The 25,097-nt window shown below is 34.6% G+C and carries 16 protein-coding genes and 4 pseudogenes; 15 read left to right on the top strand and 5 right to left on the bottom strand.

All coding sequences use genetic code 11. The features are described 5' to 3' along the window. Positions 1-156 precede the first annotated feature (156 nt). Positions 157-360 carry a hypothetical protein gene (locus tag NST14_RS29005; protein ID WP_227585687.1) on the top strand — a complete coding sequence of 68 codons (204 nt, stop codon included), beginning with the start codon at positions 157-159 and terminating at the stop codon, positions 358-360. Positions 361-439: 79 nt separating this feature from the next. Next, positions 440-837, top strand: a pseudogene (locus tag NST14_RS29000) (hypothetical protein). Between the two features lie 500 nt (positions 838-1,337). On the opposite strand, the pseudogene NST14_RS28995 reads toward NST14_RS29000, so the two are convergent. The 3 genes and pseudogenes from NST14_RS28995 to NST14_RS28985 form a co-directional block, all read right to left on the bottom strand. Further along, positions 1,338-1,577 (bottom strand): annotated as a pseudogene (locus tag NST14_RS28995) (tyrosine-type recombinase/integrase); the annotation flags it as partial. Between the two features lie 165 nt (positions 1,578-1,742). Continuing rightward, the gene (locus NST14_RS28990) at positions 1,743-3,179 is read right to left on the bottom strand and encodes an IS4 family transposase (RefSeq protein ID WP_001053964.1); all 1,437 of its coding nucleotides are present in this window, start codon (positions 3,177-3,179) and stop codon (positions 1,743-1,745) included. Beyond that, complete coding sequence (locus tag NST14_RS28985) at positions 3,157-4,050, bottom strand: AraC family transcriptional regulator (protein WP_322361035.1); 894 nt, start codon at positions 4,048-4,050, stop codon at positions 3,157-3,159. The genes NST14_RS28990 and NST14_RS28985 overlap by 23 nt, the downstream gene beginning before the upstream one ends. 1,479 nt (positions 4,051-5,529) lie before the next feature. On the opposite strand from NST14_RS28985, the gene NST14_RS28980 reads away from it, so the two are divergent. The 8 genes and pseudogenes from NST14_RS28980 to NST14_RS28945 all read left to right on the top strand — a co-directional run bounded on the left by NST14_RS28980 (position 5,530) and on the right by NST14_RS28945 (position 15,838). Beyond that, complete coding sequence (locus tag NST14_RS28980) at positions 5,530-7,239, top strand: hypothetical protein (RefSeq protein ID WP_001118186.1); 1,710 nt, start codon at positions 5,530-5,532, stop codon at positions 7,237-7,239. A 992-nt stretch (positions 7,240-8,231) separates the two neighbouring features. Then, complete coding sequence (locus tag NST14_RS28975) at positions 8,232-9,338, top strand: conjugal transfer protein (RefSeq protein WP_000239389.1); 1,107 nt, start codon at positions 8,232-8,234, stop codon at positions 9,336-9,338. Positions 9,339-9,340: 2 nt separating this feature from the next. Then, a complete protein-coding gene (locus NST14_RS28970) occupies positions 9,341-9,631 on the top strand; it encodes a hypothetical protein (protein ID WP_000421394.1) in 291 nt (96 codons plus the stop codon). Between the two features lie 39 nt (positions 9,632-9,670). Next, positions 9,671-10,075 (top strand): TcpE family conjugal transfer membrane protein, encoded by a 405-nt coding sequence (locus tag NST14_RS28965; protein WP_000192353.1) that lies wholly within the window; start codon positions 9,671-9,673, stop codon positions 10,073-10,075. Positions 10,076-10,134: 59 nt separating this feature from the next. After that, positions 10,135-11,652, top strand: a pseudogene (locus tag NST14_RS28960) (ATP-binding protein); the annotation flags it as partial. 733 nt (positions 11,653-12,385) lie between these two features. Next, a complete protein-coding gene (gene ltrA / locus NST14_RS28955; protein WP_016117798.1) occupies positions 12,386-14,218 on the top strand; it encodes a group II intron reverse transcriptase/maturase in 1,833 nt (610 codons plus the stop codon). A 116-nt stretch (positions 14,219-14,334) separates the two neighbouring features. Further along, positions 14,335-15,354 (top strand): annotated as a pseudogene (locus NST14_RS28950) (ATP-binding protein); the annotation flags it as partial. Between the two features lies 1 nt (position 15,355). Continuing rightward, positions 15,356-15,838: a hypothetical protein gene (locus NST14_RS28945; protein ID WP_000920905.1), complete on the top strand. Its 483-nt coding sequence runs from the start codon at positions 15,356-15,358 to the stop codon at positions 15,836-15,838. Between the two features lie 85 nt (positions 15,839-15,923). Here the strand turns inward: NST14_RS28945 and tnpB are convergent, their stop codons facing one another. Next, positions 15,924-17,045 carry an IS200/IS605 family element RNA-guided endonuclease TnpB gene (gene tnpB / locus NST14_RS28940; protein WP_000973323.1) on the bottom strand — a complete coding sequence of 374 codons (1,122 nt, stop codon included), beginning with the start codon at positions 17,043-17,045 and terminating at the stop codon, positions 15,924-15,926. Between the two features lie 207 nt (positions 17,046-17,252). Here tnpB and NST14_RS28935 point away from each other — a divergent pair, with 207 nt between their 5' ends. The 5 genes from NST14_RS28935 (at position 17,253) to NST14_RS28915 (ending at position 24,025) form a co-directional block, all read left to right on the top strand. Then, complete coding sequence (locus NST14_RS28935; RefSeq protein WP_341119470.1) at positions 17,253-19,838, top strand: CD3337/EF1877 family mobilome membrane protein; 2,586 nt, start codon at positions 17,253-17,255, stop codon at positions 19,836-19,838. A gap of 27 nt (positions 19,839-19,865) precedes the next feature. Next, the gene (locus NST14_RS28930; protein WP_062821228.1) at positions 19,866-21,077 is read left to right on the top strand and encodes a bifunctional lytic transglycosylase/C40 family peptidase; all 1,212 of its coding nucleotides are present in this window, start codon (positions 19,866-19,868) and stop codon (positions 21,075-21,077) included. Positions 21,078-21,087: 10 nt separating this feature from the next. Next, complete coding sequence (locus NST14_RS28925) at positions 21,088-21,684, top strand: hypothetical protein (RefSeq protein WP_000753850.1); 597 nt, start codon at positions 21,088-21,090, stop codon at positions 21,682-21,684. A 630-nt stretch (positions 21,685-22,314) separates the two neighbouring features. Further along, positions 22,315-23,358 (top strand): alpha/beta fold hydrolase, encoded by a 1,044-nt coding sequence (locus NST14_RS28920; protein WP_000084204.1) that lies wholly within the window; start codon positions 22,315-22,317, stop codon positions 23,356-23,358. Positions 23,359-23,434: 76 nt separating this feature from the next. Next, entirely contained in the window at positions 23,435-24,025 is a 591-nt protein-coding gene (locus NST14_RS28915) for a TetR/AcrR family transcriptional regulator (RefSeq protein WP_000074750.1), read from the top strand. 385 nt (positions 24,026-24,410) lie between these two features. Here NST14_RS28915 and NST14_RS28910 read toward each other — a convergent pair whose 3' ends face one another. Next, positions 24,411-24,743, bottom strand: coding sequence for a hypothetical protein (locus NST14_RS28910; RefSeq protein ID WP_000146398.1), 333 nt, complete (start codon positions 24,741-24,743; stop codon positions 24,411-24,413). Between the last annotated feature and the right edge of the window lie 354 nt (positions 24,744-25,097).

Here is a 25,097-nt window from a genome sequence, read left to right as displayed (position 1 = left end):
ATCAATTTATAAGTAATGCCAATAAGTTAGTCTTATTTAATCAGATAAGTTATTAGAAGGAGGGGGAATTTATGGGGTATAGTACTTCTATCTCTTGATTTTAAAAATAAAGTAGTTGTCGATAAAACGAAGTGGAAAGAAATATGGGACGATTGTATGGAACCAGATAGTTTTGCTGAGTATGTGTATATAGTGATTGAAAATGCGACGCGCCGATATAAATTTAAACATGACTTTGAACCAGAGATATACATGTTTAATTTAAATAGCCCTTATAAGGTACATCTGAGATTGGGTAATAAAAAATACATATTGATAATGAATCCCTTTGATGAAAGTCAACTTGTTAATGCAGAATAAGGTTATTATAAGTAACACCTTTTAATCAAACTCTATTTCAAATCAATATAAATAGCTGTATTGTTATGGAGGAATTATAGTGCAACCTAAAAAAGAGCATATCTATCATTTTACGAACGTTTTAGATTTTGAATACATCTGTCTTGAGAAGAAGGGGTTTGACTTTCCAGAACTAGAAGAAGTGATGTTTAATTATGTTCTCTCTATGCCACAAGGAACCCTAGAGTTTAAAGAATGTTGGATATCCCGTGAATATGTAGAGGGAGAGGAACTGAGAACAGTCCAAGTTACTTTTGAGGATAGTAAAATAAATAAAGCGGTTCGTTTATGGGGATCTAAAAGGAATATAGATGGTAAAGTGCTTGCAATGACAATGGATTTTTAAAATTTAGAGACAAAGAACTTGAATATGAAATGGATATATTAAAGACTACTTTAGTGGACTTGGAGAACCCTGCAGTATTTAATGAATTATAAGAAGTATTAAATCAGAACCCACAGATTCTTCAATATATAAAAGATGTGATAGATAATGGGGGGGCAAGAATTATGCGAGTTCTTTGAAAATCTATAAAACATAAACACAAGACGGTACCAGCGAATGGTACCGTCTTGTGTTTACCAAACAATAGTAAAGAGAAGCTACTCAGTGAATAGGTCAATTATTACAAATGAATAAGAAGGGTTTAGAATTCGTGAGTGTGAAATTTAAATTTCAGAATATGGGGTAAAACAGTATTATAAGGCAAAGATAGATAAGTGGTATAATATGGTGTGAAAAAGCGTTTCAAAACACGCTCTTTCTTTTTGCTCATTTATCAAAGTTATTAGTATCAATTTGATCAAACAATATTTCAAGGCTACAGTAAAAGATGAATATATCCAATGTTTTAATGAATAGGAGGGAAGATATAACAATAAATCTTCTCTCTAAATAATTGCACAAAATGTTGATTATGTGCAATTATTTATGTTTGTTATTCAAATTGTCTCCGTTCTAGTCGTTTAATAGCTTCACGTTTAATATCTGTGTAGATACTAGTAAAATGCCATAGAAGTACGGCCAAGTTGGTCTCGAAGTAATAAAAGGTCTTTGTTGTTTTTATAATGGGTTGTTGCATATACGGCCATAGTTTATGAGGGCTATGCTTCTCATAAAATGCATTTGAATATTTATCACTTAACTTCTGTCTAGCTTTAACAGTTAGCTTCGTATATCCTCTTATTTATTTTTACACTAGAGGGTGTATTGCACATGCCCATCAACTTAAGAACGAAAACAAAATGAACTTTCGTTCAAACAAACTAAAAAACACGTAATGTACTTTTGGTATTGAAAAGTACACACACCAAATAAACTCTAACGAGTTTCATTTTAAAAATTATGCAGCTTTCTTTTGTTTTCCAAACCCATTATACTCATAGACAACACCCATAATATCAAAGATAGTTTTCTTCTCATATCGATGAGATTTCCGTCCATTCTTCTGTAGGAGGTCGAACAAACGGATTAAAATCTTTGTTAGATTTTGGGTGTTTCTCTGTATCGCTTGATATAACAGCGATACATGATCTTGAATCATCCCAATGGCTTTATATTCACTTAATTCTCTTTTGTTCTTTTGCAAAAGAAGTTTACGCATCTTAAACATCGTAGAAGAACAGATAAAGATGGCAATAAGTCTTCCATACACATGACATTCTAATCGCTCTTTTTTGATAGTTTGCCAATGATGAATTTGAAATAAGGATTTCCACGTTTTAAAAATAATTTCTATTTGCCAGCGAAGGGAGTAAAAGTCATGTATTTGTTCCATCGGAACAACTCCTTCAGGCGTATTTGAGACATATATGTTGATACCCGTTAATCGTTTACTCTTTTCTGAAAATGTAATACCCTTTTTACTTTCAGTGTAACTTTGTTTTTTTCTACGTTCCTGTATCTGTTTGTCTGTTAAACGATAGATAATTACACGTGTGAATAGTTTTTGATTCTTTCCAATGTAAGCTTCTTTTATTTCGTATGTTTGACCGGGTTTTAAATTGTTCATAATATGTTCTAAATCAACTTGGATATACTGTGATTGCTTTTTTACGGTTCCGTTTCGAAAGTATTCTGGAAACGGATTTTTTACATACACGGTATGGTTTAATTTTAATCTGGATATATAATAAGCACCTCGTTGATCCATTTGATCTAAGTCTTCTAATGAAAAATAACCTAAATCACGGATACATAAATCGCTTGGACGTAATGTGTCTAAGCATTCTGTTCCAAAGGTCTTATCATTATTTTTTCCTGGACCTATCTGAAAGTTTAGAAACTGTCCGCTATGTAAGTCATATTCTAATTGAATCTTGATACCCGCTGTTTGTGCACAACCACCTGATCCAGGATATACATGGGCTAAATGTTTTGGTACTTGGAAAATCGTCGCATCTAAAATACGAATTCGTTGAAAATACGTGAGCGCCGCGCTTGAAATGGCCGATGTTTCACAGATTTTACTTTTCCATAATGCCGAAAAAATATATTTCAAAAATTCAACCGCTTTTTTATCAAAGCGTTTATTGAGTCCTTCTGGACTCATAAGAGTGCCTGTGGCCGCATGTAATTGACTGCATAGTCGAACAAGCGAGTCACTCGCTGTACGTTGACTTACCCAAATACATATGGTAGCTAATTCATTTCCAGAAAACTTTCGTTTTCTTTTTACAAAACCTAATTCTTTTGCGAGTTCTTCCAAAAGAGAAGGGGTTAAATGACGATACAGTTCTTCAGAAAATAGTTGTAATTCATCTTGAATCGAAAGATTCATAAAAAATGTCACCCTTTCTAGCTAGCTTTTTAGAAAGAATAACGTTTTTTGTCACTTGGGGGTAGTGAAAATTCTTAAGTTGATGGGCATGTACACAGACCCCAAATCCAAGTTTAAAGGTTATATCGGTCATATTATTACTTAATTCTGATAATAGTTGTTTTGCTTTTGTTACTCTAAACTCTGAAATATGCTGATGAGGAGTTTTACCATATATTTGTGTGTATGTTCTTAATAAATGATTTGGAGATAGACAAGAAATTCGTGCAATGTCATTTAATTTAATAGTTTTGTCATAATAAGCTCTTATGTAATCATGGGCTATACATATCCTTCTATATAATTCTTCACGTGTAGAGGTCCTTATTGCACTTAAAGATTCAACTTCCTTGTATGTATTAAAATGTTCATTCAAAATATATTGCATTAACTTATGAAATTGTTCCTCATAACCAACAGAATTAATTTCGAGACTAGGTAAAATATGTTTGAAAGTTTCAAGTTGAAAAGATAAAGTATTATTTTTATGATAGGTTTTATCAAAAAAAACAATAGAACTCGTATCCATAAATGGATCGTTTAGAAGATTATCGTTTGTTTCTTTTAATGAATTAAAGACCTCGGCTTCAAACCCATCTTTAAAGAAAATACAAAAAGATTCCACATCCTTCGTTTCATCAATTGAAATTGTGTATGAACCTTTATTAAGGAGTAGGTATCTACTTTCTTCAACAGCAAACATGCCTTTATTAGTCTTATAATGGGCTTTACCATTTGAAAATGTTTTTATGGACAGTTGGCCAATTCCTTCCCAGTAAAATTGGTCACTTTTTGCATGTAAAACGAAATTGGTAGAATCATTTTTTGACATAATACACTCTCCATAAGTGGCGTCATTATTTTTTTAACTTTATTATACATAATAATGGAATCTAAGTATGAAAATATATATTATCAATCTAAAACAGTACGGTGGATATGCGTATTGTAAGTGTTAAACTTAAACAACTTATTGTAATCTTAACGTATCCTTATTGCAAATGGTGACAGCTTCGCTGGTACTCACCCTAATATTGCCGTCTATAGCAAAAATATTCATTTTAGTTACAACCCTTAGCGTACCTAAATCAAGGATTTGAATTCCAAAAAATGTCTTAACGTGGGTTTTATGTCATTTGGTTGGCGGGACCCCTTAACGACTAGAAACTTGTTACTTTAGGTCACAACTAAAATACGCCAGCTGCTTCTTAATTGAAACTGAATAGCTTTATCATGGCTACTACTTCTTATTTGAAACTATGTAGCCTTATTATGGCTATAAGCTTTTATTTCAAATTTTATAGCTTTATCACGGCTATTACTTCTTACTTGAAATGCATAGCCATATCGCGGCTACTACTTCTTACTTGAAACTGTATAGTTTTATCATGGTTATTACTTCTTATTTGAAACTATAGCCTTATCATGGCTATAAGCTCTTATTTCAAATTTTATAGCCATATCGCGGCTACTACTTCTTACTTGAAACTGTATAGCCTTATCATGGCTATTACTTCTTACTTTTAATAATGAATAGCTATATAATGGCTACAATTTCGTAATTTATGAAACGTTATAGCTATATGATGGCTACAACTTTGAAAAAATGAAACGAGTATATCTTGAAAATCATTTGATTAAAAAATTTTTTTATTCTATTAAAATTAGTAATAAACGTTGATACAAAGCCATTTCATAAAAAACGTAAAAAAACAAGGTAAAATCATTATAGCTATATGATGGCTACAACTTTCACTGTGAAAATCCCAACAAAGCTATACACACCAAGGGTTACAGCAGTTTTCAATAAAATATAACTTGTTGTAAAAACATGAAACGTTATAGCTATATGATGGCAGTAAACATGAAACGAACTGAAACGTTTATAGCTATATGATGGTTACAACTTTCACTGTGAAAATCCCAACAACCTATATGCACCAAGGGTTACAGCAGTTTTCAATAAAATACAACTCGTTGTAAAAACATGAAACGTTATAGCTATATGATGGCTACAACTTTCAAACGAGATTAGATGAAAACCCTATAAAATCAATGGTTTCGAGGGATTTATCTCACTACATAATACGTTTCATATTCAAAAAACTTCATAGCCCTATGGTGGCAACAAACTTTTTTTAATGAAACGTCAAACCCCTTGTCGCACAAGGGATTGAGGCACGTTTCATTTTTTTATTTTTCCTCTTAAAGGGACAGATTTCACCAGTATTCGATTTGATATAATCAAAAATGAAAATCTATATCTAATTGTGGGGAAAACTGCAACTTAAAATAAAAGGAGGTGAAAAAGATGGCAAAACCTTTCGTTATAAAGAACAAACGTAGTTTGAATGGTGAAACAACAACACCAGTAATTGTAACAATTAAATCATGGCAAAGGTTAGTAGAAGCTTTAGAAGGTAAGTATTACAGTTTTAAAGATACTTATCTAGAAGACATTGTGAAGTCAATGTCCTATGAAGAACGAATTGCAGATGAAGAAGGATTTGTTGCTAAAGCAAAGCCATCTTTTTCACTGAAAATGAAAAAGATTGTAGATAAAGTAAGTGAATTTGATAAAAACGAAGGCAGAAAACATAAACTATATGGTATTACAAATGCTGATCTAGAAGTATTTCTATTTCTTCATAAAAAATGTAATACATATGGTGAGCTTTCACATGTATCGATCCACATGCTTTGGGAAGATTATAAAAATTATAAAGAAGCATTTGCACATATTCACCACTCACAATTTTATGTAGCTTTGAAGAAGTTAAGTTTCCATAACATCATTACAATCGAAAATGAATACAGTGGTAAATATAAAATTACCTTAACTGATTTCATGAATAAAGAAACGAATAAAGCAAATGCCTATACATTTATTAGCCCGATAGTATTTACCAAAGAATTCTTTGAGTTATCAATTGCAGCTAAGAAACTATTCATGGATGTAGCAATGCAGCAGAAACGCGAAACTACCCTGAAACGTTCTTTATTCAAAGTTGATGAGCAAGGAAACTCAACTCATTTTGGTGGTATGTATCATTACTTACATAAGAAATACCCACATCAGATTCGTGCTGTACTAGATGAATTAGAAACAAAACTTTCTGCAACTGGATCTCCTTTATTTAAAATTTGTAAGTTAGAAAAAGGGAAGAGGAATAAAAAGCAATACACAACATTGCATTTATCTGTACATCCTGATTTCTTATGCGCGAAAGAAGAAGGAGCAGAATACCGTGATCCTTTTACACCACGAGATACATATAAGCGTAAAGTTAAATTCATTGAAAACTTGTTAGTTGAAATGAACATTGCTGAATTTGCAAAGGATATGAACCAATTCATTAACGTTTTAAAACACTCTTGTCACCGTCAAATTCGCCAAGTAGTTCGTGGCTTACGAGAAATGATTGATCGACAAGAAGGATATCCTAAAAAGCTTGTTTATACACTAAGTAAATTATTAAAGCAATCTTCTCAATATCGTGTATTAGACACAGCTGCTAAAACTGGTATTTATCCTTTAATTACACACAATGTACCTAAACATGATCAAGAAGAGGCCATTTTTAAATTCGGTACTCATTTTGCTATATACTCTTTACGCAATGTTCAAAAGCTATTCCGAAAAGCGCATGACCTGCTTCATGCAAAATATGCTGTACCTGTAACTATAGATGCTTACCATCGTAATTACATGCAGTATCAAGAGGAATCACTATTTAGAAAATATGCTTATGAACAAGGCGTAAATATTAACGCATATACAGCATTAGAAATTGAAATTCGCGAACTCTTAAAGTCCAGTGGACATAAAGGAAATCAAATCCCTAGCGATATTCGTGAACTGTTCATTGAAAAAATTGATAAATTGCCGAAAGAAAAGATTCGTGTGATTGAGGTCCCTGAAGACTTTGATTTAATCCAGTTTCTTCATTCTTTAGAAGCATACTACCGTTCAACAAAAAAAGTGCCACATACTGTTGATCAGCTGCTTCCAGCAATGTAATGATAAGCTCTCTATTTTTGAAAAAACCAAAAGTAGAGGGCTATTCGTGTTGGAGATAACATTTAAAGTGGATTGCTTCAAATAAAAAAGAGAGGCGTTTTCATTAAACTTGAAAACTTCCTCTCTATTTTTATGCAATTTCATATATTGCAGACTGCGTAAATTTTATTATTCACAAGTTTCCAAGTTTATAAATCTGAATTTTCTGTCTTGAAATTCGTTTATTATCTACAAAAAAACATAAACTTTTTTTAATATTGTGTTGATATCTTAATAAATTAGACCATGTGTGTATAATATATTGCTCGAAATACAGTTCTTATAGGCTTTTATCTTTAAATCTACTTAAAATCAGAAAAATCTATGTTAGTTATGTTTAAAAAGTGGATACTGTTTCTAACTTTGATCACTTTGTTAGTAGTTTGTGTATAGTTTTCATCTAAATGTGGAAAATTTGTTTGTAAGTCCTTAAGATTTAGCTTTATTATTTATTCAGTTTTCCGCATCAATATAATGATGATTATATGTAGGTTTTATATTTCCACTTTTTGATTTTATGTAGTTTAAAAACGTAACCATAAGTAATAATTACGTTTCCAGTATTTGTTGTTTATGATTTTTTATGACTAAAATAATAATGGACCCTTGCTACAGCAAGAGTCCAACACTACTTTTTCTTTGTATAAAAGTTTTATCTTTATTCTTTAAATATATTAAAGATATATATTATATTAGGTTTTATATTAGAGTAATACTTACTATAGGGAAGCGATTCTGTGTAAAACCAATTTCATTTCTAAATGGAATTGGTTTTTTATGTATTCTAATAAACATTATAACTGATTCTAAAAAAATTTAATATAAAACATAATTTTTTTCATTTTCTCTTAGATTTCCGAAAAAAGTAAATCATACTTAAATTAGATAGTTGATTAGTGGAAATTACAATGAAATTTGTAATCTCCTAACCATTTAAAAAGAGAGGTGAAGACATGGTAAAAAAGAAATCCCAGAAAAACCCCGAAAAAAAGAAATTTACATTCTTTAAAAAAGCAAAAAATAAAACAACAGAAATATTAGATATGCAACAAGAGAATTCAGAAGCTCTTAAAGAAAAGAAGAAACGTAAAACAAGGGAGAAAGTTCCAGCGATAACAGGAAGAAAAGTAGGGAAGGTTACATTTTGGTTTGTAATGGGATTTGTGGTTGTAGGAAGCTCCCTTTCATTTATCCAACTTGCCGGTCCTCCTAGAGCAGTAGCTGTTCAGGAAAAGAAAGAGGAACCTGTAAAAATTAAAATGTCTGAAGCAGAATTAATTGCATATGCGAATAATTTTGCTGCTAATTATTTTAATTGGAAAGTTGATATGAATGTAGCTGAAGAACGAAGAAAACGATTAGAGAAATTTCTAGTTGAAGGATCTGATGAGCAAGGTGGATTAAATAGAGACACTTTAAAAAACGCTTCTAGTACTTTAGTTAAATCGGAAGCAGTAGAGGTCCGACAAAAGGGAAATGAAGCAGAAGTTACATTAAAAATCATTCAAAAACTAGAACCTGTAAATAATCCTGCTCCTGGAACGACACAAGCTCCAGACACACCAAAAGAACCAAAAGAAGTAACAAGATACTTCTCAATTCCAATTTTAATGGAGAAAGGGAAAATGGTAGTCCCTAACAATCCTACAATCGTTCATGGAGAGAGAGAAAAGGCAGCTTATAAAGTAGCAACTTTCAAATCAGAAGGACGAGAAATTAATACAGATGCAGAAATAAAAAAAGTAGAACAATTTTTACAATCTGTATTTAAGGTATATACAGAAGGAACACCAGAAGAAATTGCTTACTACTTTGAAAAAAGTAATATAACAAATGGACTAAAAGGTATTATGACATTTAGCAAATTAGAAAATCTACGAATTTATGAAGATAAGGATAAAGGATACAGAGTCTTAGTTGATGCCAAGTTAAAAGACAATGATAGCAGCTTAGAGTACACATACACATATGATTTAAATCTTGTAAATAAAGATAACAAGTTTTCAATTAGCTCTATGAAGAAATTTGAAAACACATTAGAGAAAGTGGAGGGTAAATAATTATGGAGCTTTTGGGATTAGATATGGTTGCTCAGCAATTACCTGCTATTACGGATGCAGCAGTCTTAGGCAACATTAACTTTGGAGTGAATGCAAAAAACTGGTTAGTAGCTCAGTTAGGTCCCATTTTTTTAGTTGTAGCAATCATCGGTGTAATAGTTTTACTTGTAAAAAGACAAATGGCTGGTCTAATTGGTTGGTTAGTACTATGTGCGATTGTATCTGTGTTTGTATTCACTCCAGACGTATTCAAAGACCTTGGAACAAAATTATATAATTTATTATTTAAATGATCATTTGTAAAAAATAGAAATTTTAAGGAGTTGGTATAAGTGACTCAGAAACCGACTCGCAAGGAAGTAAGGACTTACAACTCTATTTGGGATATTCCTAAGAGTTTATATGGGATAAGGGATATAACACTCCCTTTCCCTGTACCTTACAGACAGCTGGGGATTTTTGTTGGAACACTATTAATAATAATATTCTTAGAACAGATTTTACCACTAGGAAATAACGTCTTTTTCAAATATCTAATATTACCTGGTGGTATAGCGTACTTCTTTGGAAATGTAGAATTGGATGGAAAAAGTCCACACAAATTTATATATCGATTCTTTGTATTTACATTTGAAAAAAAGAAGTTGAGTCGTTATAAAGATACAACTGGCAATATTGGAAGCTATCAATATAAGACAGTAGTTCGATTTAAGGATGATTCAATTAAGAAAAAGTAATTAATTAATCTATACGGAAGAATTAGTTTAGTCTCATATTCTTCTCTAAGGAGGCACAAATGAATCAGGTTGAATTTCCAGTCAAATATTTTCATGATAATTTGATTTTTAACCAAGATGGTTCTTGCTGGGCGTATTATGAGGCATACGGTATTCCTTATGAATTTAAAGGAGACGATGATAAAAATACGTTGTTTATGCGCCAACTCGGATTATTTTGGAATTACGAAGAAGAAAAACACCTCTTAATGATACCTGTTTATCAGAATTTTAAAGAGAAAGCCGATGAGTTTAAACAAACAATCAGTGGAGAATTAAAAGAGCTGGCAATAGATCATACTGACGACGTTGTCCATGAGTTAGAAAGAAAATTTGGTAAAAATGCTGTAGAGTATCGTTACTTTATTGGTGTGAAATTAAAAGTACGTCACGTACAAGAGGGACTTAAGGAAATGCTTTACACTGCATTTCATACCTTTAAAAACACTGCAGAGCAGTTTGGATTGCTTGGTGATACCAAAATATTAAAAACTGATTTGGAGATGTATAAGCGGGAAGCTAGTGCCTTTAGAAACAAAATAAGAAAACATTTAGCAGTAAGAAGTTTAGAAACAAATGAAACACAATGGATTGTATTACGAAACTTCTATCGTACATTAGAAGCACCAGTTACAGCAGGATGGACACCACCAGTAGTTGATGACGATTCTGCAATCTTTCCGAATCAAGAGAGTCTATTACGTTTAACGGAATCAGAAGTAGAGGTTAAAGGAAGACATATAGAAATGAACCAAATTGGTTCTGATGGATTAGATTATCCAGCATATATGAGTTTCTTATCAGCATCCAAGATTCCATATACAATGGAGTTTCCAGACCAAGAGTGGATGTATATGATTCAAAATATCGATTTTCCAATTGAACTGAGTGTACGCACAGAAAATATTAATCATCGCAAAGCACTATCTAAACTAAATAAAAAGAAAAAAGATTTAGAAGATCAAGAGGCACATGCAAGGGAAAATTCACAAACTGTTGGACTAAACGTGTATGAGGGTGTTCAAGAAGCTACTGAATTACAAGCCCTTATACAAAAGACACGTATGCCACTAGTTAAGACATCAGTATCTTTCTGTATATGTGCTGAAGATTTGGATACAATGCGTCGAAATACCAATTCACTCATTTCTATTTATAGAGAGATGATGATTGAACTAGTAAGACCATATGGAGATCAGTTCCTGCTGTTTAATGAATTTATCCCTGGTTCTAGAAGGTATGTAAATGATTATATACACTTTATGGAACCTGGAGTTCTAGCAGCCGGTATGTTTGGTGCAACACAAGATTTAGGAGATAATATCGGGTTTTATATTGGAACAACTGGTATTTTAAATAAAGCAGTTTATATGACACCCTCACTTGCAGCAACTAATACCGTTGCAAATCAAAAAACAAGCGCACTTTCAGTTGCAGTAACAGGAAGTACTGGTTCCGGTAAATCATTTGGAACGAACTTAATTGTTTACCTAGCCGTACTTGGAGGAGCTCAAACACTGATAGTCGATCCAAAAGGTGGTGCGACACGTTCCTAAGTGAAAAGCTTAGGCATTGTCGAACTTACAGTTCAACAGTGAACTGTCATTCCAAGAAGTCAAATGATAGGGTAACGCCTTGAAGGACTTCCTTTAATACTCCGACATGCAGTGAAGTTAGTAAGAACTGAACTGTATGAAGCTCGGTGAAGTCGGTTGAGAGTTACCGTAATCCTATAGGATACGAAAGTCACTCAGAGGTGGGTGGTGTAACCTATAAACCGGAAGTCTATAAATTACCTATGGTTAGTATGCACTATGAACCAATAGAGTATGGTATGTGCGGACGAATCTCTGATGGTACGGGTCTATATCGGAAGTAAGTCGAAAGGCTTACTGACACAATTAGTGTCGCTACTGTGGATGAGTAAAACTCGCCTTTATGAAAGTCCATATATTGTTACAGGCAATATCAAGGTAGCAGGCTCATAGGAGAAACCTAACGGTATATGCACAGATAGGAATGACGGAACGTGGTAAGCTGTCAACACTGAGGGCTTGCTTCCGATGAAGTGGTTCTAGGGAAAACAATTGTAAATTGTATAACCTAGGTTTATGACAGTGAAAGTGGTGGCACAGTACCTATGAAACGTGTAACGAACGTGGAGGGATAGCCACTAGTCGATTGAAAACTGACTGTTACTTATGGTTGACATGGTTTCGAGTAAGACTAAAGAGATGTAAACCTCCAGTAAATAAGGGGAGGTTACAGCCCATGTTAAAGAAAACTAAACTAAGGCACAGTGAATATTACGACATGCAAAGAAAGTATGATGAGTTATATTCTAATAACCTTAATGGTAACAATTTCTATAAATTAATTGATATTATCGGTTCGGAAGAAAATATTAGATTAGCATACCGCAACATCAAAACTAATAAGGGGAGTAACACGGCTGGAGTTGACAATTTAACCATTAAAGATATTTGGCACCTAAACGATACAAAGATTATTCATGAAGTTAGAAAACGATTAAATAACTATCAACCACAAGCAGTTAAAAGAGTCCTTATCCCAAAAGAGGGCAGTGATAAGAAGCGACCCCTGGGGATTCCAACAATTTGGGACAGATTAGTACAACAATCTATCCTCCAAGTATTGGAACCTATTTGTGAAGCTAAGTTTCATAACCATAGTTATGGATTTAGACCGAACAGAAGTACACACCATGCACTAAGTAGAGTTGTAAGTCTTATTAACATAGGTCACCAACACTACTGTGTTGATATTGACATTAAGGGGTTCTTTGATAATGTATGCCACAAAAAGCTATTAAGGCAAATGTGGACTTTGGGAATAAAAGACAAATCACTTCTATGTGTTATTTCAAAAATCCTTAAATCTGAGATAGAAGGAGAGGGTATTCCCAATAAGGGTACTCCGCAAGGAGGAATTATTTCTCCTTTACTTTCCAACATTGTTCTAAATGAACTTGATTGGTGGATAAGTAGCCAATGGGAAACCTACAAACCTCACAGAATCTCTACTCGGCATTTAGGGTTTCGACAATATGCTAGGAAGTACACGAATCTAAAATGTGGTTATGTAGTGAGATACGCGGATGACTTCAAAATAATGTGTCGGACTTATGATGAAGCACAACGCTTTTATCATGCGACAGTTGATTTTCTCAAATCCCGCTTGGGATTAGAAATTAACCCCAAAAAGTCCAAAGTGGTTAATCTCAAGAAAAACTCGTCAGTTTTCCTTGGATTCAAAATCAAAGTGGTTAAACAAGGTAAAGCTAAATTTGGATATATTGCAAAAACCAGTATGTCCGACAAAGCTATTACAAAAGCTAAAAGACAACTAAAAGAACGAATCAAAGGAATTCAAAAGGAGCCCACTTCAGAGAAAGTTACTCAATTTAATTCAACCCTTCTTGGTATACAAAATTACTTTAAATATGCGGTTACAATTTACATGGATTTAACGGAGGTAAATTACTCTCTGCGAAGAGTCATAAGAACCAGACTTAGAAACAATATGAAGCACATGAAGTTCTGTGAAACATCTGTGAATTTTAAAAGGAAGACCAAAGGAATACAACCTAACACTAAGATTTACGTTGTACAGAACACTCCACTCTTACCAGTTACAGGAATACATCATAAAAACCCGTGGAATTTTTCGCAGGTTATCTGTAACTATACGGAAACGGGGCGTAATAAAGTACATAGTAATCTTAAGGCAATACCTAAGGATGTTCTCAACCAAGTTATGAGGACTTATTCGAAGAATAAAAGTATTGAGTACAACGATAATAGGATATCAAAATACGTTGCTCAATATGGTAAGTGTTATGTAACTGGTGAGGAAATTGGTATTGAACGTGTTCATTGTCATCACATTGTTCCCATTAAACAAGGTGGGGATGACAAGTACAACAACTTGGTAATTGTAGATTGGTTTATACACAAACTGATTCACATGACGAATCTTAATAAGATTACACATTACCTTCGGTCTTTTAAACTTAACAAGAAACAAATGGATAAACTGAATGTGCTAAGAACTAAAGCTGGAAATGAACCGATAGTAACATAATTTGATTTTAAAGTCAGTTGGAAACGATGGAACGCCGTATGCTAGGAAACTAGCACGTACGGTGTGAGGTGGGGGAAAAGGTGGAGATTACATCAAAGCCTTACCTATCATCATAGAGGGGGAACTGGACAGAAGATTTACACGGCTTAGAAGGTAAGGTAAATGTAATTACACTAGGGACTGATAGACGAGATGAAGGGAAACTAGACCCATTTATCATTCATAAACATAGCCGAAAAGATGCAATTGAGTTAGCTATGACAATTCTTACTTTCATTACAGGTATTAAACCTGATAACTCGGAGAAATTCCCGCGCTTGGCTTCAGCTGTAGAATTCGTAGCAGGAATGGAAGAGCCGTGCTTAACAGCTGTGTCTCAATACCTTGAAGATAGTGATGATAAAGTGGATCAACAATTAGCTGCTCATATTCAAGCATTTGAGAATTTATCATTTGCACACTTAATCTTTGGTGATGGAACAAATAGAGATATTGAACTTGATACAGCAGTAAATATCATACAAATTCAGCATCTTGACATGCCAGATATTCAAAAAGATCCAAAAGATTATACATTACAGGAAAATTTATCAGTTAGTATGTTGATGTCTCTATCTTCTTTTGCAAGAAAATTCTTTCAAAAGGACCCTACTAAATTCAAAATTGTTCTATTAGATGAAGCATGGGCAATCATGGGAACTTCTCAAGGGCGAGAGTTAGCTCGTAAGCTAGTTCGTGAGGGTCGTGCCTTAAACTCAGCAGTATACTTTGCTACTCAAAGTGCAAGTGACCTTGGAGATGAGACATTTAAGAATAATATCGGTATGAAGTTCTCATTCCGTAATACCGACAGTAAAGAGATTTCTTCAATCTTAGATTTCTTTGGATTACCTGATAATGAAGAAAATCATGCAATTATTACTAATTTAGAAACAGGACAATGTTTATTCCAAGATATCCAAGGAAGAACAGGTGTTGTCACAATGGATGTAGTGTTTAAGGATTTATATGATGCATTTGATACTAGACCAAATGCGAGGAAGAATTATAGAAAGTCAAATGATGATGAAAAGCAGGAAGTTAATGCAACCTTTGTCGAAGAAGGGGGAGAAAAAATAAATGTAGGAGTGAGTTAATATGCTAAAAACTAAACTAAAAAAATTAATGCTATCTAGCCTATGTGCTGGCGCTCTAATTTTGAGCGCAGCATGTGGAAATAGCGAAACAAATGTAGGAGAAGAAAAAGATAAACAGGGGCACACTCCTAGAGAAATAATGCTAGATTTTGTAAAAGCTGATTTACAAAGGGATCATAAAACAATACTTAAGCTTGTGGTGGATGGAGAAAAAGATACTATATTAGATAAAAATCAAGGTCCTAAAAATAATTTGTCTTACAAAGATTATAAAGTAAAAGAGTATGTAGTCGATAAGGATACGATTATGTATAACTTTATATCAAAAAAACCCCCTAAAAATATTGATAAAGAAATAAAGTGGATAAGGGTGGTTCGAACAGATAAAGGTTTTAAAGTACGGAGTTATGCTGCCCCTTATCGAAATGAAATCGATGAAGTAGCAAATACTAAACCGACAAATGAGTTTAGTTCGAAAGATTAATAGGTTTCCCTTGAACTACCCCCACTTTCACTTCGTTTAGAAGTGGGGGATTCCTAAGTAAAGAGTTCTATCGAACGCTAATTTATTAGGCTAACCCCGCAGTCCTTGCGGTTAGAAGCCTTATCGCTTCATTCTTTAGATTGATACTTGCGTTAATATCCCTATCATGATGTGTATGACAAGAAGGGCAATCCCATTTACGTAGGTTTAGATTTTTAACGTCTTTATTTTGATACCCACAACATGAACATAATTGGCTGGAAGGAAATGTTTTGGATACGACAATGACTTGTTTGCCATACCATTTTGCTTTATATTCCAACATAGTTCGAAATTGTGACCATGATACCTCACTAATTGCTTTTGCTAACTTATGATTCTTTAACATATCCGATACTTGCAAATCCTCTATACCGATAACATCGTGGTTTTTGATGATTTCAGTCGAGATTTTGTCCAAGTAATCTTTTCTAGCATTCGTCATGTATTCATAAATTCTAGCTACTTTTAATCGTTGTTTATTCCATCGAGAAGATCCTTTCATTCTCCTAGAAAGAACACGCTGTGCTTTTGCCAACTTCTCTTCTAATGATCGAAAAAACTTTGGGTTTTTATAGGTTTTTCCATTTGATAAAATGGCGAACTCTTTTAGTCCCACATCCATTCCAATGTAAGAGTTTGTTTTCGGAAGTTCTTGCACTTCTGTTTCAATTAACAATGACACAAAGTATCTACCAGAAGGGTTCCGTCTAACGGTCACATTTACAATACGTCCCTCTACTTCACGACTTTTGGCAAATCGAACAAGGCCTAGTTTCGGTAACTTTATTTTGTTCCCTACAATGGCAATGTTTTCATTTGTTTGTTTTGTGGTGTAAGATTGTACGTTGTTCTTCTTAGATTTGAAACGCGGGGCACTGTTTTGTTTTTTGAAAAAGCGTATATAAGCATCCGCAAGGTTGCGAACAGACGACTGAATCGCAATACTATCCACTTCTTTTAGCCAAACAAACTCTTTCTTCAAGGCAGGAAGTTTGGCAGAGCATGTACCATATGTCAAACCTTTTCCTGTTTCTTTATATGCATGATCCCATAAAGATAGGAAGTGATTGAATACAAAACGAGAACAACCAATCGTTTTATTGATTAGTGCCGCTTGTGATTTATTTGGATAGATACGGAATTTATATGTTTTATTGATCATCATTCATTTCACCTCCATTTCGATATGGTTCTATTATACGACAAACATACATTCGATAGGTAGCGAAGTAACAATTTATGTATGTCGAACGATTAAGATGGCTTTCTGCCATCCCTTGTCCGAAGCCAAGTCATCTCCTACCTACTCACTTCTCGTTCCTTGAGGAAGGAGTCTTCTTGGCTAAAATGATAAAAGGGGGAGTAACATGTAATGAAAAATTTTATTACCCTATTGTTATTAATTTGTACTTTGCTTTTAGCATTTAATTTACTTTTTAAAGCTGCTCCAGTATATGCAGAGGAAGAGCCCAGACCTTCTCTTATAGACGATATCATTCCAAAGAATAAAGAAAAATTGAAATATGAAGAATACCCTCCAAGTAGCTATGGAATTGACATATATACACCAGAAGGTGGATTTGGTGAATCCCTTAAGTTTTGGAAATGGGGAGACAAAGTAAAAGAACAAATGGTTGCTGTTTTATTTAGTCTTGTAAGTATTGGATGGACCATTAATCTTGCAGTTAGTACTTTTGTTACAAGTATGGTCGGCCAATCTATGAGTCTCAATATTGTAGCTGATGTAGGAGATAAATTAGGCGATGTAATATCTAAAGCAGCAGGATTCAATGGTTCTTGGGGTAATGGAATATATAGTGAATTAATTGGACTTATGTTAGCTTTATTAGCCTGCTGGGTTATCTGGGTAGGTTTTGTACAACGACGCCAGTCAGAGATGCTAGGAGGGTTGTTAAAAGCATTAGGGATCTTAGTTTTTACTTTAGGTTTTTTCGCAAACTCAAGTTATATTATCAAAGGACTGAACACTTTCTCCGAACAAGTAAATAAAACTGTTCTTGATTCCACTCAAAGTATCAGTGGAGCGAGTGAAGGATATTTAAGTGGTGTCGACTCCATTACTGATTTAACACACACCTTGTTAATAAAACAACCGTATACATTACTGCAGTTTGGTACAACGGATATGAAAAAAATCGGTGATGAGAGAATTAAGAAAATGTTAACAACAACTAATGCAGATGAAAGGCAAAAACTTTTAGAACATGAAGTGAAAGATGAAAATAATAAAATTCTGGTGTTAGACGCTACTTTTGAGCGTGGAGCTTTAGTATTACTACTTTTCTTAATCAACGGACCTTTATGGGTTGTCTTAGGTTTATGTAGTATGGCGATGTTGTTCTACCAACTAATGTTTATCATTGTAGCGCTAATGTCACCAGTAATGTTATTGATGGCTTTAGTACCTGCATGGACTGGGACAGCTAAGAAATTTTTATCTGAATTGTTCCGAACGCTGCTTATGAAAGTTGCAATTGGCTTTCTTATAACTTTAATGTTTTGGGTTTCTTCAATCTTATTTAGCGCAACAGATAAGTATGGTTATTTAGTAGTTGCCGCATTACAAGTACTTTCATTCTTAGGTGTTTGGTTATATCGTAAAACTATTTTCGATGCTATTACTACAGTACCAGCAAGTGCAGGGGTAGCAAAAGCTTCAGATGCTATGAGTAATATTAGGCAGAAATATCGTGATGTTAAACGTGGATCTAAGACAGTTGGAAGAGGTGTAGCAACTGGTGCTGCAGTGGCTAGTAATGCGGGGAAATCAGGCTATAGTAAATTTAAACAGATGAAAGCAAACTATGCAGACAGAAAAGAAAAGGTAGGAGAAGGAAAACGTAAGGAAAAAGAGCAAATGCAAGCAGAAAAAGAAAAGAATATTAATCAAATGAAAAAAGAAGAAAATTTAGGTGTTCGCGATAGAAAAGGAAATCAGGAGCAAGAAAGGGTTAAGGAAGAAGTAGCCGCAACAAAAGAAAATCCGGAATTAGCAGTACGAGGGCAACAACAAGATAATAATCCTGAAATACAACAAGCAGAAATAAAAGATAAAGAAGAAGATGTAAAAGCGGATGTTAAACCAGTAGCGCAATCAAGTGAGGAACTAAATAATAAAGAAGAAGATGTGAAAGCTCATGTTAGACCGGTAGCAAATCAAAATAATGGTGGACTTGAGAATAAGCAAGATGATGTAAAGGCGGAAGCAAAACCAGTAGCAACAATTAAAACACCAACAGGTCAAACAAAGCCAGTTACAACACCACAGTCAGGAACAACACCATCGCCAGCGAATCCGTTAGAGAGCAAACCAATCACAACACCACAGTCAGGAACAACACCAACACCAGCGAATCCGTTGGAGAGCAAACCGATCACAACACCACAGTCAGGAACAACACCAACACCAGCGAATCCGGTGGAGAGCAAACCGATCACAACACCACAGTCAGGAACAACACCAACACCAGCGAATCCGGTGGAGAGCAAACCGATCACAACACCACAGTCAGGAACAACACCAACACCAGCGAATCCGGTGGAGAGCAAACCGATCACAACACCACAGTCAGGAACAACACCAACACCAGCGAATCCGTTAGAGAGCAAACCGATCACAACACCACAGTCAGGAACAACACCAACACCAGCGAATCCGGTGGAGAGCAAACCGATCACAACACCACAGGCGGGAACAACACCATCGCAACCGAACCCGAGTGAGAATAAACCAGTCACTACTTCACATGTAGGTACCCCACAAAAACAAGTAGAAGTAAAACCGGTTAATCCACAACAAACTAAAAGTGTTCCTAAAGTGAATAATCAACAACAGGTAAAAGAAGGGGCTGCAATTAAAAAGGTTGAAACGAAAGCACAAACACAACAAGAAGCTTTAAAAAATGTAAAAGCGAAAGAAACTATAAAACCAAAATAATTCAGCTCGTGAGGGAGGGTTTATACATTGAGTGCGGAACCAAATCGCGACTTTGAAAATGAACATCATCCTGAAGCTGAACTAGGGAATGCTAAGCCTGCCTTGAAAAAGGCAGGCCATTCTTTAGGAAAGGCGGCTGGAAAAGGATCCAAAATAGCGGGTAAAGCAGTTGCACAAGTAGGTAAGAAAGTAGCAGTTAAAGTAGCACAGAAGGCAGCTACAGTAGCCGTTGCAAAGCCATTATTAATAGTAGCCGGTGTTATTTTGGCTGTTGTTGCAGGTTTAGGCATTGTGATTTTTTTATTAACTGCGAGTATGAGTGAAGATGAAGTTAGTCCCGGGGGAATTGGTGGTCCTTTTACACCAGGTACTGCAAGTGTTAGCCCTGAAGTAATGAGATGGGAGCCATTGGTGAGAAAGTATGCAGCACAACATGGAATTGAAGCAATGACTCCATTAATACTAGCTCTTATTCAACAAGAAAGTTCTGGGACTCAATTGGATGTAATGCAAAGTTCGGAATCACAAGGATATGGTCCAGGGTATTTTACAGATCCAGAAGAAAGTATTAAATATGGTTTAATGCATTTTGCTGATTGTCATAAAAAATCCAACGGCGATCCGAATATTACACTACAGTGTTATAACTATGGTACTGGTTATGCAAACTATGCACTTTCTAACGGTGGATATACACATGCGAATGCAAGAGCATTTTCAGCAGAACAGACAGCAAAAACTGGTTATAAATGTGCTTCTTGGCGAAGTGCAGAAGCAGTAGCCAATAATTGGTGTTATGGTGATCCAGACTATGTTCCGCATGTACTAAGATATTATCAAGGTGGTAGTGGTGGTGGAGCAGTAGCCGGCGGAGATGAATTATTTAAAAAGGTAATGGATGAAGCCATTAAATATCAGGGGTGGCCTTACGTTTGGGGAGGAAGAACACCACAATCATCATTTGATTGTAGTGGACTCATTCAGTGGGTATATGGGCAAGCAGGTATTAATTTAGTCGGTACTGCAGAAACACAATTTAAAATGACACAGCGAACCAATGATCCACAACCAGGTGATTTAATATTTTTCCAAGGTACGTATAAACCAGGTATTTCACATATTGGAATTTATGTTGGTAACAATCGTATGTTCCATGCAGGAGATCCAATTGGTTATGCAGATTTAAATACACCGTATTGGCAGCAGCATTTTGCGGGTTATGGTAAGGTGGCAAGATAGGAGGGGTGAAATGAAAAAAACGACAATTTTATTAATCGTATTGCTTATAGGTAGCATAGGATTAAATTTTAAAATAAATGCAGATAATGCCCAACTTAAAGATGAAAAGGCAAAGCTGTCTAAGAAAATACAAAAAGTAGAATCACAATATAAGGATACGGAGAAAGAATTGCAAGCTTTAAAGAGTAATAACCAACAACAGGTAAAGGAAGCAGCTGAGAGATTTTTGAAAGCATTTCGAACATATGATACTGGTAAAGGAGAATCATATATTACAAACGTTGAAGCGTATATAACTCCAAATGCGAAGAAGGAATTGACACCTCCTGGTGCACCAAATCCACCTGCTTCAAGTACTGCAGAGGAAAAAGATAAGAAAAAGTTAGCTTTTAAATCAGAGTACATTGGTGGCGAATTATACTATGCTTTCATAGATACTACCAAAGCCAACGTACTTGCTAAGGTTAAAAGTAAAATGATTATCAATGGTGTATCGTCTGAAAATATGTCATTGATGCAAATCAATTTAATTTATGATGGAAATAAGAAGTTATGGCTTGTTGACAAGGTTATTCCACTAGCTGATTTAAGGGATCAAATGCCGTAAGATTAGTACATACTTAACATGTAGAGTACTAGAAAAAGTGCCTCTTTTCATTTTTAATGAGAGGGGCCTTTTTGGGCTTTTGTACACTTAAAATAGCGTCGTGACCTGATTTACTAATGTATGGGTGCTTTATCTCTTCGATCATGTAAATAACATCTGATAGATTGTTCTGAACGTGTATTTGAAATAAAGTCACGAAGTTTATAAAAAAATTACGACTCTTTACTCTTTTGGATATTTTTATATGAAGTGGTGTTTTTATAACAAAAAAAACACATGAATAAAAGAAGGATTAAGGAACTCTTAAGTGACATAAAGTTGTTCCATTAAAGGGTTAGATTGTGGGATAAGATTAACAAGTTAGTTAAAAAGCAGGAAGTTTATTTAAAAATATAAAATCTCAACTGAGCTATAAGGATTTTTCTTGCTCAATAATGAGGCTATTTAATGGAGTAAGGGTACTAACATACAAGGATGATGTTGAATTAAATTTTCTGTGATGAAGAATCTATAAAGAAATCTAATCAGATATTTTTATGGGAATTAATTATTGACTATTCCCATAAAATACCTCAATATGATAATGAGTGAGTCGCTCACTCATTAAAAGAGGGAAGAGGGCATGTTCAAATGAGCCAAACAAATATCCTAAGGGAAATCGTTTTGCGGAAGCGTAATCAGAGCAAGAATGCCAAAGAACTTCAAATCAACACACCAAACAGCATAATAGAAGGTTATTACGTTAAAATTGGCGGTATCGATCAGTGGATCACGATTCGTGGAGAAAATCGGAACAACCCCGTTTTGTTATTGATTCATGGTGGTCCGGCTTCAACCTATTCCATCTTCAGTCCGCTGTTGCGATCATGGGAGAAGCATTTTGTTATCGTTCAGTGGGATCAGCGAGGAGCAGGAAAGACTTTTGGAAAGAACGGTAAAGAAGGCAGCGGAACTGTCACTTTTAATCGTCGCGCGCAGGATGGGGTAGAGGTAGCGGAATACTTACGTGATAAACTCGGTCACCGAAAAGTAATTCTCATTGGAAGCTCTGTGGGTAGCCTGATTGGTATCATGATGGCAAAACTTCGACCAGATCTTTTTTATGCCTATGTCGGCACAGATCAGAATGCCTCAGATCCACAAAGACAAGATCTTTTATACAAGTTAACAGTCAATGCTCTTCGTACAGCAGGTAATACCAAGGGTGTTCAATTACTTGAAAAAATGGGGCCGGATATATCCCAGTGGAGTCGTAAAGACTACGACATGATGAATCGATTGAGAGTTAAAGCTATAACGGATGTTCCCAATATGATTACGGATCTAATTTTGCCTTCAATGCTCTCATCCCCGGAACACAAAATTAAAGATATGATAGATATCTTTAAAGGCATGAAATTTTCCCTTGACCAGCTATTTGATGAATTAATGGCTTTTGACTTAAAAGAAATCGGACTGCAGTTTGAGGTGCCAGTCTTTATCTTTCAAGGAGATAAAGACATTTTAACACCTACTGAGCTGGCTAAAGCATATTACGAAGAGATTGAAGCTCCCTACAAGGAATTTGTTCTAATCAAGAACGCCGGTCATCTTGCTTGTTTTGCCCGTGCCGATCAGTTTCTTGAGGAGTTGATTGGAAGAGTGCGTTCACTAGCACCCACGTCTATCTCCTAATAGTAGAAATGATAAATTTACCAGTTTGATGGTACAATAAATATAACATTTTTCAAAGATTCGGAGGTTGGAATGATTGTCTCCATTAAACAGACAGAAACTTGATCAAATCCGTGATGAACGCAGGGAGGGGATAAAGCAAGCAGCACTTAAAGTGTTTGCCCGCCGAGGGTACACAGGAACAAAAATGAGCTTGATTGCTAAGGAAGCTAGTATTAGCGAAGGACTAATTTACCGCTATTTCAAATCAAAAAAAGAATTGTTTATTACACTCATACAAGAATTGATAGAAGAAGCGAGAAGGGAACTAGAGCATGTTCAGCATTTGCCTGGAACACCCTTTGAACAAATTAAAAGTTTAACTGAAAACATGCTTGATGAAAATAATAAATACGCCTTTATGCTCATAGAACGGGCTCGTAAGGATGATGACGTTCCAGAAAAGGTCACCCGGATTTTTGAAAATATTCCTACTAATGGTCTAACTGATTTGCTTGTTCCAGTCTTTATTAAAGGACAAAAATCTGGTGAGTTTTCCTCAGGAGAACCACGGAAGCTGCTTACCTGGTATTTTACCATCGTCATCAGTCTTCTCACTCAGGAACAGGAGGAGGAAGAGTATGGGTTGCCGGATGTGGAAGTGTTAATGCGTATTTTAGCGAAATAATTTCTAAAGAAGTTTTTAATATCTAAGGTGAAAAGTGATCAAACTTTTTTATAAAACCGAAACTTAAATATGTTAAAGAGGAATCCATTTTGATCAAACTTTTTTAAAAATGGATTTCTTCTCATTTACTGTAAAATACGATTTGTGAGGTGTTTTGGATCAAACTTTATTTTAAAACCATATCAGGGTAATAAAAATCACATTCTGTATCAGGATCAAATAATTTCTTTATTTCTAATTCATTATTAAGCTCTTCTTTTGGAATCTCTCTTTTTTCGGTTAATATTTTTTTGTATGAAGAGAGTGGCAGACTTTCTAATTCTTATTGAAAGACTTCTTTCAATAACCAGCACTTATCACTTGTATCTAAGGTATAAAATTGATATCACTCATCGTAATTTGTTTTGTATAAGTATGTTTGTTGCCCATTAACTGTTTTTTTGTATGATTCTACAATGTACTGATCAAAAAAGTAATGAGTTTGATCATACAAAGTAATATCATCATAATGCTCTTCTTTTTCAATAATGAATTTTTTCTTTTCACCTGCGAATCCATATTCAGACCCATCTACAATAGGGAAATCCTCTGGATAAACGTTCATACACTCATTTTTAATTAAACAATCTTTCACTTCTTTTACAGCATCTGTGGGTATTTCTTCTAAAGTCAAAAATTCTTCAAAGCTATTATTTATATGTATTCCATGAGAAGCCAATATTTGATCTAACTGCTTAGCTCAACCAAACTCTTCAAAAATTATGTATTCATATTCGTTAGGGTTAAATTTATCTAGTAATACATAAGAATCCAATGAATGCATTTTATAAGTATTTATCCATTTAACAGGTTGATGAAATTCCCCGGGCCTGATTAGATAACCCCAAAGTCCTACGTATTTGTGAAATGCATCGGAAGGTAATACGAATTAAAGAGATCCTTCTTCTGTTTCTTTTTCTAATATTCTTATTCCGGTAAGCAGTTTATGCATCTTTTTTCCCCCTCGCACCAAAATTCAAAGCAAAAATAGTTAATCATTTTCAGTATATACATATTTTTTTGCAAGAATTTA

It is taken from the genome of Bacillus sp. FSL W8-0519 (assembly GCF_038005585.1).
GTDB lineage: Bacteria > Bacillota > Bacilli > Bacillales > Bacillaceae_G > Bacillus_A > Bacillus_A paranthracis.
This window is presented reverse-complemented; position numbering and strand designations above follow the sequence as displayed.